This is a genomic window from Streptomyces globosus (assembly GCF_003325375.1).
Lineage (GTDB): Bacteria > Actinomycetota > Actinomycetes > Streptomycetales > Streptomycetaceae > Streptomyces > Streptomyces globosus_A.
Map to the genome: position 1 here is coordinate 4,429,913 of NZ_CP030862.1, position 14,615 is coordinate 4,444,527.

The 14,615-nt window shown below is 74.2% G+C and carries 13 protein-coding genes; 8 read left to right on the top strand and 5 right to left on the bottom strand.

Annotation, left to right across the window (positions count from 1 at the left end; all coding sequences use genetic code 11):
• Positions 1–8: 8 nt before the first annotated feature.
• Positions 9–629: a TetR/AcrR family transcriptional regulator gene (locus C0216_RS19500; protein WP_114056524.1), complete on the bottom strand. Its 621-nt coding sequence runs from the start codon at positions 627–629 to the stop codon at positions 9–11.
• Positions 630–732: 103 nt separating this feature from the next.
• Between C0216_RS19500 and C0216_RS19505 the strand changes: the two genes are divergently transcribed.
• Both C0216_RS19505 and C0216_RS19510 read left to right on the top strand, forming a co-directional pair.
• Positions 733–2,961, top strand: coding sequence for an MMPL family transporter (locus C0216_RS19505; RefSeq protein ID WP_114056525.1), 2,229 nt, complete (start codon positions 733–735; stop codon positions 2,959–2,961).
• 14 nt (positions 2,962–2,975) lie between these two features.
• A complete protein-coding gene (locus tag C0216_RS19510) occupies positions 2,976–3,719 on the top strand; it encodes an LmeA family phospholipid-binding protein (RefSeq protein ID WP_114056526.1) in 744 nt (247 codons plus the stop codon).
• A 96-nt stretch (positions 3,720–3,815) separates the two neighbouring features.
• Here C0216_RS19510 and C0216_RS19515 read toward each other — a convergent pair whose 3' ends face one another.
• Both C0216_RS19515 and C0216_RS19520 read right to left on the bottom strand, forming a co-directional pair.
• Positions 3,816–5,270, bottom strand: coding sequence for a glyceraldehyde-3-phosphate dehydrogenase (locus C0216_RS19515; protein WP_114056527.1), 1,455 nt, complete (start codon positions 5,268–5,270; stop codon positions 3,816–3,818).
• 223 nt (positions 5,271–5,493) lie between these two features.
• Positions 5,494–5,952 carry an Lrp/AsnC family transcriptional regulator gene (locus C0216_RS19520; protein WP_114056528.1) on the bottom strand — a complete coding sequence of 153 codons (459 nt, stop codon included), beginning with the start codon at positions 5,950–5,952 and terminating at the stop codon, positions 5,494–5,496.
• A 138-nt stretch (positions 5,953–6,090) separates the two neighbouring features.
• Here C0216_RS19520 and C0216_RS19525 point away from each other — a divergent pair, with 138 nt between their 5' ends.
• The 4 genes from C0216_RS19525 (at position 6,091) to C0216_RS19540 (ending at position 11,375) form a co-directional block, all read left to right on the top strand.
• Positions 6,091–7,062: a DMT family transporter gene (locus C0216_RS19525; protein WP_246042626.1), complete on the top strand. Its 972-nt coding sequence runs from the start codon at positions 6,091–6,093 to the stop codon at positions 7,060–7,062.
• Between the two features lie 77 nt (positions 7,063–7,139).
• Positions 7,140–8,336, top strand: a complete 1,197-nt coding sequence (locus C0216_RS19530; RefSeq protein ID WP_114056529.1) for an aromatic amino acid transaminase — start codon at positions 7,140–7,142, stop codon at positions 8,334–8,336.
• A gap of 251 nt (positions 8,337–8,587) precedes the next feature.
• A complete protein-coding gene (locus C0216_RS19535) occupies positions 8,588–10,648 on the top strand; it encodes a discoidin domain-containing protein (RefSeq protein WP_114058788.1) in 2,061 nt (686 codons plus the stop codon).
• 85 nt (positions 10,649–10,733) lie between these two features.
• A complete protein-coding gene (locus C0216_RS19540; RefSeq protein WP_114056530.1) occupies positions 10,734–11,375 on the top strand; it encodes a TetR/AcrR family transcriptional regulator in 642 nt (213 codons plus the stop codon).
• On the opposite strand, the gene C0216_RS19545 is transcribed toward C0216_RS19540, so the two are convergent.
• A complete protein-coding gene (locus C0216_RS19545) occupies positions 11,369–11,647 on the bottom strand; it encodes a hypothetical protein (RefSeq protein ID WP_114056531.1) in 279 nt (92 codons plus the stop codon). The two genes, C0216_RS19540 and C0216_RS19545, sit on opposite strands and share 7 nt — an antisense overlap.
• A gap of 132 nt (positions 11,648–11,779) precedes the next feature.
• Between C0216_RS19545 and C0216_RS19550 the strand changes: the two genes are divergently transcribed.
• Both C0216_RS19550 and C0216_RS19555 read left to right on the top strand, forming a co-directional pair.
• Positions 11,780–13,054 carry a VWA domain-containing protein gene (locus tag C0216_RS19550; protein WP_114056532.1) on the top strand — a complete coding sequence of 425 codons (1,275 nt, stop codon included), beginning with the start codon at positions 11,780–11,782 and terminating at the stop codon, positions 13,052–13,054.
• Positions 13,054–13,899: a hypothetical protein gene (locus C0216_RS19555; protein WP_114056533.1), complete on the top strand. Its 846-nt coding sequence runs from the start codon at positions 13,054–13,056 to the stop codon at positions 13,897–13,899. The genes C0216_RS19550 and C0216_RS19555 overlap by 1 nt, the downstream gene beginning before the upstream one ends.
• Positions 13,900–13,932: 33 nt before the next feature.
• Here C0216_RS19555 and C0216_RS19560 read toward each other — a convergent pair whose 3' ends face one another.
• Complete coding sequence (locus tag C0216_RS19560; protein ID WP_114056534.1) at positions 13,933–14,592, bottom strand: DUF2278 family protein; 660 nt, start codon at positions 14,590–14,592, stop codon at positions 13,933–13,935.
• Positions 14,593–14,615 lie beyond the last annotated feature (23 nt).

A 14,615-nucleotide genomic window follows, 5' to 3' on the forward strand; every position in this document is an offset into this window, starting at 1 on the left:
GGCTCCGCTCAGCCGCCTGCCGGCCGGGGGTCGGCGGAGGCGAGCAGGTTCAGCACGGTGGCCTCCATGGCGTGCCGGGCCTGCTCGGCGCTCAGGCCCGTGGAACGCCAGTGGTGCCAGGCGCCCCAGGTGGTGACGGCGTCAAGCCCGTCGGCGAGGTCGCGGCGGCGGTCCTCCGGGAGCGGTGCGAGCTCCGCCGCCAGGACGGCCTCCATACGGCGGCGGCCGTCGGCGAACGCCTCGTCGATCACCTGCCGGATGCGCGGCGAGGGGTGGTCCATCCGCATCACCGCCAGCCGGGCCGGGGTGATCCACTCCAGGATCCGGGCGCGCTGCTCGGCGAGCGCGGCGACCCGCTCGGCGCGCGGGCCGACGGTCGGCAGCGGCCTGATCTGCTCGGCGAGCTGCTCCAGCCGCCGGGTGATGGCGGTGTCGACCAGCTGGGACATGTCGGCGAAGTGGTGGAACACCGAGCGCCGCGAGACCCCGGCGCGGGCCGCCACCTTGTCCGCCGGGAACTCGGTGCTCCCCTCGTCGAGCAGGGCGAGCAGCGCGTCGGCGATGCGCTCGCGCGTCTGCCGGCCGCGTTCGGTCCGCCCGTCGGCCGCCGACTCCGGTCGTTTCTCCACTCGCCCTCCCGATCTCCTCGCATTGACATTGTTGCACTCGAAGTGCAAGCGTAAATGTGCACTCGCAGTGCAAGTTGTTGCGGACGAGAGGTGAGAGGCGACGATGTTCCACGCCCTGGGGCGCAGCTGCGCCCGCAGACCCGGCCGGGTTCTCGCCGCCTGGCTGGCGGTGCTGCTCGCGCTGGCCTCCGCGGTCCTGGTGTTCGGCCGGGCCACCAGCGAGGCCGTGTCCATCCCGGGCAGCGACAGCCAGGCGGCCCGGGACGCGGCGGCCGCCTTCCCCGGGCCGCCGTCGGGCAACCAGCCCGTGGTGCTGCACGCGCCGGCGGGCAGTGCCCCGCTGACCTCGGACGCCATGAGGTCCGCCGTCGAGGCGGCGGCCGCGCGGATCGCCCGCGTCGAGCACGTCACGGCCGTCACCACCCCCTACGCCCCCGCCGGCAGGGCGGCGATGAGCACGGACGGCCGCACCGCCTACCTGACGCTCGGCCTGGACGTCGCCGCCCGCGACATCACACCGGAGACCACCGGGGCCGTGGAGGCGGCCGCCGAACCGGCCCGGCAGGCGGGCATCGAGGTCACCCCGGGCGGCGAGCTCGCCGCAGCCGCCGACAAGGGGTCCACCGGGCACAGCGAGCTGATCGGCCTCGCCGCGGCCGCCGCCGTCCTCTTCCTCGGACTGCGCTCGGCCCCGGCCGCCGGACTGCCGATCGCGGTCGGGGTGGTGGGCCTGGGTGTCTCGCTGGCGGCCGTCGGCCTCCTCGGACACCTCGTGGACATGCCCGCTTCCGGCGCCACGATCGCCGCCATGATCGGGCTCGGGGTGGGCATCGACTACACCCTGTTCTGCCTGATGCGCTTCCGCTCCCTCCTCGCCGGGGGCGCCGGGGCCGTGGACGCGGCCGCGCGCACGACCGCCACGGCCGGCAAGGCCGCCGCCTTCGCGGGCTGCGCGGTGGTCGCCGCCCTGGCCGGGCTGGCGCTCGGCGGGCTGCCCCTGCTGTACGCGCTGGCGCTGGCGCCCGGGATCGCCGTACTGGTCGCCGTGGCGGCCGCGCTCACTCTGCTGCCGGCGCTGCTCGCGCTGCTCGGGCGGCGGCTCGCCCCGGCCGCGGCGGGGCCGGCTGCCGCCGCCGAGGGGGCCGGCCCGGAGCACGGCGCCCGCCTGCACCGGATCGCCGTGTACGTCGCCGACCGGCCGTGGCGCCACCTCCTCGCCGGCCTGGCCCTGCTCGCCGTACTGGCCGTCCCCGCGGCCGGTTTGGCGTTCGGCGCTCTCGACGCGGGCGACAAGGCCGCGGGAACGGACAGCCGCACCGCCCACGACCGGCTGGCGGCCGCCTTCGGCCCCGGCGTGAACGGGCCCCTCCAGGTGACGGCGTCCCTGCCCACCGCCGCCTCCGGCCCCGGTGACGGCCGCCTCACGGCGGTCACCTCCGCGCTGGAGGCCACCCCGGGGGTGGCCTCCGCCGGCGGCCCGCAGCTCGCCGCGGACGCCCGTACCGCCCGCTGGCAGGTCGTCCCCGACACCGGCCCCGGCGATCCGCGGACCGCCGCGCTCGTCGACCGGCTGCGGGAGTCCGCCCTGCCCGCGGCCACGGCGGGCAGCGGCACGGCCGCCCACGTGGGCGGATCCGCCGCCGCCCAGGCCGATCTGAACGACCGCCTGGCGCAGCGGCTGCCCGCGGTCATCGGGGCCGTCGTCGCCGTGGCCGCGCTGCTGCTCCTGCTCGCGTTCCGCTCGCCCGTCGTCGCGGTCAAGGCCGCCGTGGTGGCCCTGCTGTCGGTGGCCGCCGCGTACGGTGTGCTCACCGCCGTGTTCCAGTGGGGCATGGGCGCCCCGCTGCTCGGCCTGGAGGGGCCGGTGCCGATCCCCGGGTACGTTCCCCTGCTGATGTTCGCCGTCCTGTTCGGGCTCTCCATGGACTACGAGGTGTTCCTGCTCACCTCTGTCCGCGAGGCGTACCTGCGGCATGGGGACAACCGGCGCGCTGTCATCGAGGGCCTCGCGGGGACCGGGCGCGTGATCACCTCGGCAGCAGCGATCATGGTGTGCGTGTTCCTGAGCTACCTGCTGTCCGCGGATCCCGTGGTGAAGATGTTCGGCGTCGGCCTGGCCACGGCCGTCGCCCTCGACGCCACGGTCGTCCGCGGGCTGCTGGTCCCGACCGGGATGGTGCTGCTGGGCACACGCAACTGGTGGCTGCCCGGACCGCTGGACCGCCTGCTGCCCCGCTTGGACATCGAGGGCGAGGGCACGGGCCGCGGCACGACGCGCCCGCACCCGGCCGCGCCCGGACCCGCCGCCACCGAGCCGACCCCCGCACCGTGAGGAACCCGGAGCCCATGCCCGCCGACGCGCCGACCGCCCCCGCCACCGCCCCCGCCACCGCGGCCACCGCCCCCGACCACCCGCGCCCCGGCCGGCGCCGGCGGGCGGTGATCGCCGGAGCCGCCGCCCTGGCGGTCCTGCTCGCCCTGCCCGCGGCCGACGCCTTCGCCCGCCACCGCGGCGAGGGAAGGCTCGCCGACCGCATCGCCGCACGCCACCCCGACCTGCGGTCGAAGCCGCAGGTGGAGATAGGCGGCTACCCGTTCCTGCTCGGAGCGGCCCGCGGCGCCCACCCGGAGGTCCGGGTCAGGGCCGGCGGACACGCGCCGGACGGCCGGCCGGTGAACGCCGACGTCGAACTGGAGGACGTCTCCCGGAACGAGGACGGCTACACGGCGTCGGCGGTCGACGCCCGCTTCACCGTCCCCTTCGAGGCGCTGGCCGGCGAGGCGGGAGGGAAGGCCACCCTGTCCGACGCCGGCAGCGGCCGGCTCAGGATCGAGCGCCGCGTGCTCGGCGTCCCGGTCGCGGTCACCGCCGAACTCCGGCTCCAGGGCGACACGGTGACCCTCCACGCCACCTCGGCGACGCTGGCCGGAACGTCCGTCGACCCGGCGATGCCGATGGTCAGGCAGGCACTCGCGGAGAAGCAGTGGAAGCTGCCCGCCCTGCCGTGGGGCCTGCACGCCTCCGAGGTGTCGGTCGGCCCGGACGGCGTCACCGCGCACGCCCGCGGCGAGGACGTCGCCCTCGGCTGAGGACCGCCCCGCGGCCGGGCGCGGTGACGAAACGGGCGCCCGCCCCGGGAGTCGCTCCCGGGGCGGGCGCCCGTCCTGCAGGAGGCAGCGCCGGCGTCAGGCCTGCGGCGCCGGGAAGGTCGGGTACTCGACCCCGGAGACGTGCTGCACGACGCGGATGACCTGGCACGAGTAGCCGAACTCGTTGTCGTACCAGAGGTACAGGATCGCGTTGTCGCCGTCGACCTTGGTGGCGCCGGCGTCGATGATCGACGCGTGGCGCGAGCCGACGAAGTCCATCGAGACGGCGTCGGGCGCGGTCGTGAAGTCGATCTGGCGCTTCAGCGGCGAGTGCAGCGAGACGTTGCGCAGGTAGTCCAGGACCTCCTCGCGGGTGGTCTCGCGGCCCAGGCGCAGGCTGAGGATGGCGATCGAGACGTCCGGGACGGGGACGCGGATCGAGCTGCCGGTGATCGGGGCCTTGAGGTCGGGCAGCGCCTTCGCGACGGCCGAGGCGGCGCCGGTCTCGGTGATGACCATGTTGAGCGGCGCGGAGCGGCCGCGGCGGTCGGCCTTGTGGTAGTTGTCCAGCAGGTTCTGGTCGTTGGTGAACGAGTGGACGGTCTCCACGTGGCCGCGCAGCACACCGTACTCGTCGTCCATGGCCTTCAGCGGCGGGACGATCGCGTTCGTGGTGCAGGAGGCGCAGGAGAGGATGCGCTCGTCCGGCTTGATCATGTCCTGGTTGACGCCGTGGACGATGTTCGGGACGTCGCCCTTGCCCGGCGCCGTCAGGACGACCTTGTCGATGCCGGGGCGCAGGTGCTTGGAGAGGCCCTCGCGGTCGCGCCACTTGCCGGTGTTGTCGATGAGGATGGCGTCCTTGATGCCGTACGCCGTGTAGTCGACCTCGGAGGGGTCGTTGGCGTAGATCACCCGGATCGCGTTGCCGTTGGCGATGATCGTGCTGTTCGCCTCGTCCACGGTGATGGTGCCCTGGAACTGGCCGTGGATGGAGTCGCGGCGCAGCAGCGAGGCACGCTTCACCATGTCCTCGGCAGCGCGCTCGCCTCCGCCGCGCACGACGATGGCGCGCAGGCGCAGGCCGTTGCCCGAACCGGCCTTCTCGATGAGGAGGCGGGCGACGAGGCGGCCGATGCGGCCGAAGCCGTAGAGGACGACGTCCCGGCCGGTGGAGCGCTCGATCTTGTTCGCACCGGTGGCGCCGGCGACGGCCTCGGCGGTGAAGTCGGCCACGGACAGGCCGCGGTCGTCGGTCTTGTACGTCGCGGCCAGCATGCCGATGTCGATCTGGGACGGGCCGAGATCGAGCGCGGAGAGGGCCTGGAGGAACGGCATCGTCTCGGTGACCGACAGCTCCTCGCCGTCGATCTGCCGGGCGAACCGGTGGGTCTTGAGAATGCTGACCACCGACTTGTTCACCAGGGAGCGGCTGTGCAGCAGGACGGTGACGTCCCGCTCGCGCTGCAGCTTCCCGATGATCGGGATCATCGACTCCGCGATCTCCTCGCGGTTCTTCCAGTTGGTGAACGAGTCCTCGTTGACAGTCACAGGTTTATCTTTCGAGCTAGGCGGCGCTCATATGCTAACCCCCTCGTACTTTGATCCTTCAAGGGGCACCCGTGTCGGATTCGCCGCCGGGGCCGGTAAGCCTGCGGGATGCGGCTTCTGATGCCCTGTGCCCGAAGCGGCTGCCGGGGGCGCGCCGGGCCGGGCGGAGCTGCCGCCGCACGGGCGGCCCGGCCCTTCCGTCCGGCCGCCGCGGGGGGCGGAGTCACTTCGGGGCCGGGTAGACCCTCGACTGCTTCACACTGCCGAAGGCGAAGCTCGACTCGATGGAGGCGATGCCGGGGATCGCGTGGATGCGGTGGCGCACCAGCGCCTCGTACGCCTCCAGGCTCTCGATGACGACGCGCAGGAGGTAGTCGCTGCTTCCGGCCATCAGGTAGCAGTCCTGGATGTGCTCGATGACGGCGACGTGCTCCTCGAAGATCCGCACCGCCTCGCCGGTGTGGCGCTCCAGCCGTATCCGGACGAACACGGTGATCGGCAGCCCGAATGCCACCTGGTCGACCATCGCCGTGTAGCCCCTGATCAGTCCGGCCTCCTCCAGCCGCCGGACCCGGCGCAGGCAGGGCGAGGGCGAGAGCCGGACCCGGTCGGCGAGCTCCTGGTTCGAGAGCCGGCCGTCGGCCTGCAACTCCCTGATGATTTGCAGATCCACGGCATCCACGGCCCCTCCTTGGCAGATTCTGCCCTCAACGTACGCCTGGAGGGCAGAAGTGGCAATCGGCTGCCCTGGCGAAAGGTCTAGCGTTGCCCCGTGGCCGGATACGGCCCTCTTCAGGCTGGAGGAACGACTGTGGTCGCCGTGAACACCGCACCTGCCGCGGCGCCCCCGCAGGCCCGTACGGCGGGGCTGCGCGGGCTCAGCCCGCAGGCGCAGGGCATGGCGGCGCTGGCGCTGACCGTCCTCATCTGGGCGGCGTTCGCGCTGAGCGCCCGCGCGCTGGGCTCCTCCACCCTGCTGCCTGCGGACGCCGGCCTGCTGCGCTTCGGCATCCCGCTCGCCGTCCTGGCGCCCGCGCTGTGGCGGCGCCGCCGCGCCCTGGCCGCCGTCCGGCCCGCCGTCGCGCTCAAGGTCGCCTGCGGGGCCGGGGTGCCGTTCTTCCTCGCGGCGATGTACGGGGGCTCCCTCACGTCGGCTGCGTTCGTCGGCTCCATCGTGCCCGGCATGGTGCCGCTGTTCGTCGCGGCCCTCGTGGCCGCCTCCGGGCGGGGCCTCCCGCGCGGCACCCAGGCGGCCGGCCTCCTGCTGATCGCGGCCGGCGTGGTCGCGCTGGTGTGGCGCCACGTCTTCCCCCTGAACGCGTCGGTCCTCGCGGGGTCGGGGATTCTGCTCGCCGCCAGCGGCCTGTGGGCGCTGTACACCGTCGGGCTGAAGGAGGTCGCGCTCGACCCGGTCGGCTCGATCGGCCTGCTGTGCCTGCCGTCGTTCGCCGTGCTGGCCGCCCTCGTCCTGACGGGGGCGCTGCCGAGCGGCCTGGCCTCGGCGACCGCGTCCGACATCGCCGTGTTCACCGTCGTGCAGGGGCTCGGGGTCGGGCTGTGCGCCGGGCTGCTGTACGCCTTCGCGATCCGCCGGCTGGGCGCCGAGCGCAGCTCGGCCGTCGGCAGCCTGAGCCCGGTCCTGGTGGTCCTGCTCGCCGTGCCGCTGCTGGGCGAGTCGCCGACGGCGGCGGTGCTGGTCGGCGTGCCCCTCATCGCGGCGGGCGTCTTCCTCGCCAACCGCACCGCCGGCCGGGCCGCCCCCGCGCCGGCGGCGCCGCCCTCCCGGCCCTGACGGGCCGCCCCTCCCGCTCCCGCTCTCCCGCTCCCGCTCTCCCGCTCCCGTCCAGCCCAGTCCGAGGTTTCCCGCAGATGCTTGAGCTCCTCCTCCCCCCGCCCGTCGACCCCCTGTGGGACCTGACCGAGGCATACGGCGCCGACGCCCGGCCCGAACGCCTCAACCTGGTCCTCGGCGTCTACCGGGACGACACGGGCACGACGCCGGTCATGGCCGCCGTGCGCGAGGCGGAGCTGCGCCTGGCGGAGCGCTCCGCGTCCAAGGAGTACCGCGGCCTGTCGGGGAACACGGCGTTCAACCGGGCCATGCTGGCGATGGTCCTGGGCGAGGGCGGCGGGGCGGCCGACCGGGCGGTCGCCGTGCAGACCGTCGCCGGAAGCGGCGCGCTGCGGCTGCTGGCCGACCTCGTGTGCCGGACCCGTCCGGGCGCGACCGTGTGGATCAGCGACCCCGCGTACGTCAACCACCGCCCGATACTGGAGGCCGCCGGCCTGGCGGTCCGCACCTACCGCTGGGTCGACGCGGAGGGCCGCTCCGACACGGCGGGGCTGCTGCAGGACCTGGCGCAGGCGCAGCGGGACGACGTGGTGCTGCTCCAGGGCTGCTGCCACAACCCGACCGGCGTGGACCCCTCCGCGCGGGCGTGGGAGGAGCTGGCCGGGCTGGCGGCCCGGAACGGCTGGGTCCCGTTCGTCGACCTCGCCTACCACGGTCTCGGCGACGGCCTGGAGACCGACCTGGCGGCCACCCGGCTGCTCGCGGACCGGGTGCCGGAGATGCTCGTCGCGGTGAGCTGCTCCAAGAACTTCGGGCTCTACAGCGACCGCACCGGTTGCGCGATCGTCCTCGGCGCCTCCCGCGCGTCCCTGCGGCACGTGGAGACGGCCCTGCAGAACGCTGCCCGCACCCTGTACTCGATGCCGCCGGAGCACGGCGCGGCGGTGGTCGCGGCGGTCCTGGAGGATGACGGCCTGCGGGCCCTGTGGCGGGCCGAGCTCGACGGCATGCGGGCCCGCATCGAGGCCAACCGGACCGGTCTGGCCGAGCAGTTGGCGGGCCTCGGCCGGCCGGCCGAGGCGGCGGTGCTCGCGCGGCAGAAGGGCATGTTCTCGATGCTGCCGCTCACCGCGCCGCAGATGCTGCGGCTGCGCAGCCGGTACGCGGTCTACGGCACCACGGCCGGCCGCATCAACATCGCAGGGCTGCCCGCCGACCGCATCGCCTGTGTGGCCCGCGGTGTCGCCGGCGTGCTCGGCGAGGACGGCGCCTGAGGGCTGCCGCCCACCCCCGGCCGGCGGGGGTGGGGCGGGGCACGGGATCACGGCCGGGACCGGCAGGGATACACGCCGGAGGGAGACCTGATGTTTCATCAGGTCGCTTGACCCGGACTCTTGACTCTCCGCGCGGCAGTCGGGATTCTCGACGCACCTTTCGCGCGGGACATGACAATCAGCCGGGTTTTCCGACACGGCCCTGCGTCCTCGACCGCGCCCCGCCGACTCCCGATGACGCGAGTGTGACCATGACCAGACGCCGCCCCGTCCGCCGCCGACCACTCACACTGCTCGCCCTGCTCCTCGCCGCCGCGCTGGCCGTGTCGCTCGGCCCCGCGCCCGGCGCCTCGGCCGACGCCGACTGGTGGGCCCCCACCGCCCGGCCCGCACCCGACTCGCAGATCAACGTCACCGGCGAGCCCTTCAAGGGCACCGACGCCCAGGGGAACGTGCGCGGGTTCGTCGACGCACACGACCACATCATGTCGAACGAGGGCTTCGGCGGCCGCCTCATCTGCGGCCGGCCGTTCTCCGAACAGGGCATCGCCGACGCGCTGAAGGACTGCCCCGAGCACTACCCCGACGGCACCCTCGCCGTCTTCGACTTCATCACCAAGGGCGGCGACGGCAGGCACGACCCGAACGGCTGGCCGACCTTCAAGGACTGGCCCGCGCACGACTCGCTGACCCACCAGCAGAACTACTACACGTGGATCGAGCGGGCCTGGCGCGGCGGCCAGCGCGTCCTCGTCAACGACCTCGTCACCAACGGGGTCATCTGCTCGGTCTACTTCTTCAAGGACCGCGGCTGCGACGAGATGACCGCCATCCGCCTGGAGGCGCAGAAGACGTACGACATGCAGGCCTACGTCGACAAGATGTACGGCGGGCCCGGAAAGGGCTGGTTCCGGATCGTCACCGACTCGGAGCAGGCGCGCGAGGTGGTCAAGCAGGGCAAGCTCGCCGTGGTCCTCGGCGTGGAGACCTCGGAGCCGTTCGGGTGCAAGCAGATCCTGGACATCGCCCAGTGCAGCCGGGAGGACATCGACCGCGGCCTCGACGAGCTGCACCGGCTCGGCGTGCGCAGCATGTTCCTGTGCCACAAGTTCGACAACGCCCTGTGCGGGGTCCGTTTCGACGAGGGCGCGCTCGGCACCGCGATCAACGTGGGCCAGTTCCTGTCCACGGGCACCTTCTGGCAGACGGAGCAGTGCACGGGCCCGCAGCACGACAACCCGATCGGCCTGGCCGCGGCGCCCTCGGCGCAGAAGCAGCTCCCGGCGGGCGTGTCGATGCCCTCCTACTCCGCCGAGGCCCGCTGCAACACCCGCGGTCTGACCGAGCTCGGCGAGTACGCGCTGCGCGGCATGATGAAGCGGAAGATGATGCTCGAAGTGGACCACATGAGCGTCAAGGCCGCCGGCCGGGCCCTCGACATCCTGGAGTCCGAGTCCTACCCCGGTGTCATCTCCTCGCACAGCTGGATGGACATGGGCTGGCTGGAGCGCCTCTACAGGCTGGGCGGCTTCGCCACCGGCTACATGAACGGCGCCGAGAGCTTCAGCGCCGAGGCCAAGCGCACCGACGCCCTCCGCGAGAAGTACGGCGTGGGCTACGGCTTCGGCACCGACATGAACGGCGTCGGCGGCTGGCCCGCGCCGCGCGGGGCGGACACCCCGAACCCGGTGCGCTACCCCTTCCGCAGCACGGACGGCGGCTCGGTCATCGACCGGCAGACCACCGGGCAGCGCACCTGGGACCTCAACACCGACGGCGCCGCGCACTACGGGATGGTCCCCGACTGGATCGAGGACGTCCGGATCGTCGGCGGACAGGAGGTCGTCGACGACCTGTTCAAGGGCGCCGAGTCCTACCTGCGTACCTGGGGGGCCTCCGAGCGGCACAAGGCGGGCGTGAACCTCGCCGCGGGCGCGGCCGCGTCGGCGAGCTCCACCGAATGGAACCCGTTCGTCAGCTACGCGGCCGGCCGTGCCGTGGACGGCAGCCGCTCCAGCCGCTGGGCGAGCGGCTGGAGCGACGACCAGTGGCTGGCCGTGGACCTCGGCTCGCCCGCCCTCGTCAAGCGCGTCACCCTCGACTGGGAGCGGGCCCACGGGCGGGAGTACCGGATCGAGGTGTCCGACGACGGCGCCCGGTGGCGGACGGTGTGGTCCACCACCACCGGCGACGGCGGCCTGGACACCGCCCGGTTCGACGGCGTGACCGCCCGGCACGTACGCGTCCACGGCCTCGGCCGCGGCACGCAGTGGGGCTACTCGCTGTACGAGCTCGGCGTGTACAGCAGCTGACGGCCCCGGGGCGGCCGGGTCCGCTCATGCGGCCCGGCCGCCCCACCGGACCGCGCACCCCGCGCGGTGACAGGAAAGGACACACATGCCCCGCATGCCGCTGGCCGAGCGGCGCCGCCTGCTCACCGAGGCGGCGATCCGCGCGATGGCCCGCGACGGCGTCTCCCGCACCACGACCCGCTCCATCGCCGCCGAGGCCGGGGTGTCGCTGAGCGTCTTCCACTACTGCTTCGACTCCAAGGAGGCGCTGCTGGAGTCGGTGATCGAGACGATCACGGAGCACTACCTCGCAGTGGTGAAGGAGGCCATCCGCCCGCGGGCCACCCTGCGCGAGACGGTGGAGGCGGGCTTCGCCGCGTACTGGGACCACGTCCGCGCCCACCCCGCCGAGCACATGCTCACCTACGAGCTGACCCAGTACGCCCTGCGCCGGCCGGGATTCGAGCACCTCGCCAGGAGGCAGCACGAGCTGTACCGCGACGTGTACGCGGGCCTCGTCGAGGAGGTGCGCGGCACCCTCGGCCTGGAGCTGCGGGTACCGGTGCCGGTGCTGGCACGCTACCTGGCGGCCGTGACGGACGGGCTCACCCTGAACTTCCTCGTCCTCGGCGACGACGCGGCGGCAGCCGGCATCCTCGCCATGGTGACCGAGCACGTCGCCGGGCTCGTCGAGGGGAGCGGGTCGCCGCTCCCCGCGCCGCTGCCGGCCGTGCCGGGCCTTCAGTAGGGCCGCGGCGACATCACCATCGGGTCGGCGCCCGGCGCGACCAGGACGCAGCGGGGGACGCCGGGGCCGGGGGTGACGCGCACGGTCACCGGCGTCGCCGGCTCGGTCGGGAGTTCCACGCGGACGGCGACGGGCCGGTCGCCGCGGGTGGTGCCGTGGCCGGTCTCCTTGCCGTCGACCAGGAGTTCCACCTCGACGCGGTGCCCCGTCTCGACGGTCGCGCTGACGGAGTGGCCGGCGTGGTCGATGTGGAAGTGATGGCGTCGTCTCATGGGTGTCGCCTCCGGCCGACGCGCGAGCGGCTCGGCCCCTGTGCCCAGGATAGGGGCGCGGCGTGCGGCTCGCAGGCCGCCGGCGGGCGGCAGGGGTTTGGATTGCCGCACGATCCTCAATACGATCCGGCGATGATCACAAGAAAATGGGCGGCGGCAGGGGCGTGCGGCCTGCTGACCGCGCTCGCGGCCGGGCTGTTCCCGGCGAGCGCGGCGGCCGGCGAGCCGGCGGCGAAGGACTCCCCCAAGGTCGAGCTGGTGCTGGACGTCAGCGGCTCGATGCGGGCGACGGACATCGACGGCAAGTCCCGCATGGCGGCCGCCAAGCAGGCGTTCAACGAGGTGCTCGACGCCACTCCGGACGAGGTGCGGCTCGGGATACGCACGCTCGGCGCCGACTACCCCGGGGACGACCGCCAGCAGGGCTGCAAGGACACCAGACAGCTCTACCCGGTCGGGAAGCTCGACCGGGTGGAGGCGAAGGCGGCCGTCGCGACCCTGGCGCCCACCGGCTGGACCCCGATCGGCCCGGCCCTGCTCGGCGCCGCGGAGGACCTCAAAGGCGGCAACGCCACCCGCCGGATCGTGCTGATCACGGACGGCGAGGACACCTGCGCCCCCCTCGACCCCTGCGAGGTCGCCCGCGACATCGCCGCCCAGGGGATCCACCTGGTGATCGACACCCTCGGCCTGGTGCCCGACGCGAAAACGCGGGAGCAGCTGGTCTGCATCGCCGAGGCGACCGGCGGAACGTACACCTCCGTCCGGCACACGGACGAGCTGTCGGGCCGCGTCAAGCAGCTGGTCGACCGGGCCGCGACCCCCGTCGTCACCCCGGTGGCGACCCAGGGCGCGAAGCAGTGCCAGGGAGCGCCGAAGCTCGGCGCGGGCCTGTACACCGACCGCGAGCCGTTCGGCGAGCACCGCTGGTACCAGGTGGACGTCCGGCCCGGCCAGGAGCTGCGGGCCTCCGTGAGCATCGCCGCGGACCGGGCCGTGAACAACGACTACGGGGTCATGCTGCGCGCGGTGACCGTCCACGGGCGGGAGATCGTCCGCGGCTCGGAGGCCGGCGACGGCCGCACCGACGTCATCTCGACGGGGCTGCGCTATCCCAAGGGCGGGGCGGACGCGGAGGAAGAGGACGACAGGCAGGCCGTGGAGACGGTGTGCCTCCAGGTCAGCAACTCCTTCTCCGCGCCGGCCTCCGTCAAGGCCGCCCCGGGCATGCCGGTCGAGCTGGTGGTCGACCTGGTGGACGGCCCCGACGGCGCCTCCGACGCCGCCTCCTTCGGCCTCGGCCGCGGCTGGTGGCTGCTCGGCGTCCTGGCCGTGGCCGGACTGCTCGCGGGCCTGGTGTGGGGCTGGATCTCCCGCTGGCGTATCTCGGTCTGGAGGACCAACTGATGCGTACCGTACGGATGCTCACCGCCGCGGCACTGGCCGCGGGCGGCCTGCTCGCGGGGGCCGGCGCGGCCGCCGCCGGCTCCCCCTCCGCGAACGCGAGCGCGAGTCCGGGCGGCGGGGCCGCCGGACCGACCGAGGCCGGTACGGCGTTCCGCACGGCCACGCCGCTCCAGCCGGGCCTGCGCGCCACGGCGGAGGCGTCGACCGGCGACTACCTGTACTGGGTGCTGCCGCTGGACTCGGGGCAGCGCGCCACGGTCAAGGCGTCGGTGAAGCTGCCGCCCGCGGCCTCCCGGCACGCCGCCTCGACCTGGCGGATCGACGTGTACGACGGGCTGCGCCGCCGGCAGGCCTGCACGTACGGCGCCCAGAGCGCGACCGCCGCGAAGGACGCCGCCTCGGTGGAGCTGTCCTGCACGCTGCGCACGGTGCGCCCCGGCGCGGAGCCCTGGGCCCACGACCCGCTGCCCGGCAGCTACTACGTGCGGCTGACGGCAGCGGAGGTGGCGAAGGAGGACCTCGGCCAGCCGGTGCGGGTGGAGGTCTCCGCCGAGACCCGCGACACGGGCGGCGCCTTCGCGGTGGACGGGGCGCTGGCCCAGCCGCTCGTGCCCGGTATCACGGCCCGGCTCGCCGCCGAGGCGGAGGGCGGCGCGGCGGGCCCGGCCGGCGGGGACCGGCCCGCCGCGGTGGGCGAGCCGGACGGCGGCTGGTCGGGCGGCCGCTGGTCCGACCGCTGGGTGTGGACGGCCGCGGGCGGCGTACTGGCGGCCCTGGCGGGCGTGTTCGGGTACTCCCTGACGCGCGGCCGGGGCCGGCCGCAGCACGTGCCGCCGCGCGGCTGACCCCGCCCGCAGCACCGGCCGCCGGCGGGCGCCCTACACCGGGTGCCCGCCGGCGTCCGTGGTGTCGGCCTGGGTGGAGAACTTGGAGAGGAAGACGTCGTAGAGGCCGTCGGGGCGGCGGGTCATGGTGGCGCCGTCCTGCCAGGTGCCGTTCTCGTCCCACCACTGGCTGCCGGCCGGATCGCCCTGGTTCTGGTGGATGTTGTGCATGCCGAGCCCCTCGTCGAAGGGCTCGCCGAAGACGAGGACCGGCCGGCCGGGGACGAGGATCGGCTCCAGCGCCGCCGTGGCCTCCAGGTGGCTGCCGGCGGTCCAGGGGCGGGGCGGGTCGATCCGGTCGAGGATGCGCTGCACCCAGCCCGGAGGGCGGCGCACGAAGAGGCATCCGGTGCGCTCGGCGAGGGCGGGGTGGCGCTGGTAGTCGATCGCGCCCGATCCGGAGGTGCGCGCCAGGTCGTGGTAGCCGGGGGACGGCGCGTCGACGGGCTCCAGCACCGAGGGGTGCAGGGTGAACACCTTCCACTGGACGCCGACCGCGGACTTCTTGCTGTCCACGTCGACGGCGCAGGCATAGCGGCCTTCCGGGGTGTCCACCTCCAGGTGGACGTGGTACCAGCGGCCCTGGTCGTCGGGCCGGTCGCGGAAGTGGCGGTGCAGGGTGCCGGACAGCACGCCGTAGTTCTCCAGGGGCATGCGGCCAGTGAACCACTCGCCGC

What these genes read in the sequence shown, in the direction of transcription:
- C0216_RS19555 (WP_114056533.1), top strand. Translation starts at nt 13,054, where the DNA reads ATGCGTACCGTACGGATGCTCACCGCCGCGGCACTGGCCGCGGGCGGC.
- C0216_RS19505 (WP_114056525.1), top strand. Translation starts at nt 733, where the DNA reads ATGTTCCACGCCCTGGGGCGCAGCTGCGCCCGCAGACCCGGCCGGGTT.
- C0216_RS19545 (WP_114056531.1), bottom strand. Translation starts at nt 11,647, where the DNA reads ATGAGACGACGCCATCACTTCCACATCGACCACGCCGGCCACTCCGTC.
- C0216_RS19530 (WP_114056529.1), top strand. Translation starts at nt 7,140, where the DNA reads ATGCTTGAGCTCCTCCTCCCCCCGCCCGTCGACCCCCTGTGGGACCTG.
- C0216_RS19550 (WP_114056532.1), top strand. Translation starts at nt 11,780, where the DNA reads ATGATCACAAGAAAATGGGCGGCGGCAGGGGCGTGCGGCCTGCTGACC.
- C0216_RS19510 (WP_114056526.1), top strand. Translation starts at nt 2,976, where the DNA reads ATGCCCGCCGACGCGCCGACCGCCCCCGCCACCGCCCCCGCCACCGCG.
- C0216_RS19535 (WP_114058788.1), top strand. Translation starts at nt 8,588, where the DNA reads ATGACCAGACGCCGCCCCGTCCGCCGCCGACCACTCACACTGCTCGCC.
- C0216_RS19540 (WP_114056530.1), top strand. Translation starts at nt 10,734, where the DNA reads ATGCCCCGCATGCCGCTGGCCGAGCGGCGCCGCCTGCTCACCGAGGCG.
- C0216_RS19560 (WP_114056534.1), bottom strand. Translation starts at nt 14,592, where the DNA reads ATGCCCCTGGAGAACTACGGCGTGCTGTCCGGCACCCTGCACCGCCAC.